Raw genomic sequence first — 1,781 nt, forward strand, 5'->3', positions numbered from 1 at the left:
GCCGCCGTTCCCGCCCGCGCCACGGCCTGGGCCAGTGCCGCGCCATCGCACAGCGCGGTATTGGCGCCCAAGCCGCCGGCCGGGCTCATCGCGTGGATCGCATCGCCCAGCAAGGCCACGCGTTCGCAGCGCCAGACCGGCACCTCGGCGCTGATGCGGATCGCCCGCGCGCCCAGGCACCGCGGATCGCCATGCGCGAAAACCGCCCGCAAACGCGAATGCCAGCCGCGCGTCGCCTGCAGCACCCGCGCCCGCAGCGCGTCGCCGCTCAAGCGCTCCGCTGGCAGCGCGCCGCCCAAATCCTCGGCCCGCGCCACGCAGGCCCAATACCAGTAATCCGGCAACGGGCTCAGCGCCGCCTCCGGTGCCAGCCGCCGCGCCAGCTCCGGCAAGGGCGCGCGAAAACGCATCGCCTCTATCACCGCGGTCAGACCATCGCCGAACACCACGCACACGCCCTGGCCCAGCTCCGGCGTCAACGCCTCGGCCGGCAGGGCCTCCCACGGCGTGACGCCATACAACACGATGGCGCCGCCGTCATCGGGCTCGCCGCCTGGGATCAATTGCCGGCGCACGGCCGAACCCACTCCGTCCGCGGCAATCAGCACATCCACCTCACACTCGGGCCGAGCCTCGAAATCCAGCAATAGGCCCTCCGGCGTTTCCCTGAAACCACGCAAGGCGTGGCCCCAACGGATCTGCCCCTCCAGCCCGCTGGCCAGGATTTCCCGCAGCGTCTGGCGATTGGCGCTGAGATCGCGCTCCGCCGCATCGTCCGCCTGCGCCGATGGCCGCCAGTGCGCCGGCTTGCGTTCCGGCAAGGCGCGCAGTTGCGGATCGATGAAACAATCGTCGCCGCCCAGCGAGCAGCTTTGCCGGAACAGCTCGTACTGCCGTGGCGTCATCACCTGCCGCAGGGCCTGCTGACCATCGCCGTCTATGCGCAGACGATAACCCTGCCAGCGGCTGTCGGCAGTGCGGTCACGCTCGAACACGGTGGCGGCGATGCCGGCGCGCGCCAGCCCCTGGGCCAGGCACAGCCCGCCCAAGCCGGCGCCGACGATGCCAATGCGTAGAGATTGCATAGCTTGTCCTTTGCTCATCAAGTGGGAAACCCGGTCAGGACCGCCGCCGCGCCGGCGGCCGCTCTGACCCTCGCCGACGATTGTGCGCGCCGTCGTCAAAGCTGCTATAACGCTGTTTTGCCAATAAATGGTGAAAAATGGCCAATATCGACGCCACACCGCCGGAAGAGGCCGTGGACCTGAGCGAATGGGCCGGCGGCCCGCCCTTGATCGCCGTGCCCGGCAATGACAACGAAGACAGCGACTACCGGCTGGGCAGCCGCGAATACGCCTGGCACAGCCATGTGCGCGGCCAGCTACTCTGCGTGGAAACCGGCCTGATCCAGATCCGCACCCCGCACGGCGCCTGGGTGCTGCCGCCGCACCGCGCCGGCTGGGTTCCGCCCGGCATGCCGCACCGGGTGCGCGTCAGCGGCGCGCTGGCCGGCTGGAGCGTGCTGCTGAACCCGGACTGGAGCCAGGCGCTGAGCCCGCAGCCGCGAGTGGTGGCGATCACCGAATTGATGCGCGCCGCGGTGCGCCGCGCGGTGGCCTGGACGGATCACGCGCCATGGCGGCCGGAGCAGGAACGCATCGCCTCGGTGCTGCTGGACGAGCTGCGGCAAGCACCGCATCAGGCGCTCTGCCTGCCGATACCGGAACACCCGCGCATCGCGGCACTGGCCCAGCGGCTGCTGACCGAGCAGGCCGGCAAGC

General features: G+C 70.5%; 2 protein-coding genes. One reads left to right on the plus strand and one right to left on the minus strand.

Features of this window, described 5'->3' with window-relative positions; genetic code table 11:
• Positions 1–1,085, minus strand: a 1,085-nt coding sequence (locus LQT98_RS23830) for an FAD-dependent oxidoreductase (RefSeq protein ID WP_231465734.1), incomplete at its 3' end; no start/stop codon positions are given.
• A gap of 137 nt (positions 1,086–1,222) precedes the next feature.
• On the opposite strand from LQT98_RS23830, the gene LQT98_RS23835 reads away from it, so the two are divergent.
• Positions 1,223–1,781: AraC family ligand binding domain-containing protein (locus tag LQT98_RS23835; RefSeq protein WP_331282597.1), on the plus strand; the 559-nt coding region annotated here is incomplete at its 3' end.

The sequence above is a fragment of the Chromobacterium aquaticum genome, from assembly GCF_021129195.1.
Lineage (GTDB): Bacteria > Pseudomonadota > Gammaproteobacteria > Burkholderiales > Chromobacteriaceae > Chromobacterium > Chromobacterium aquaticum.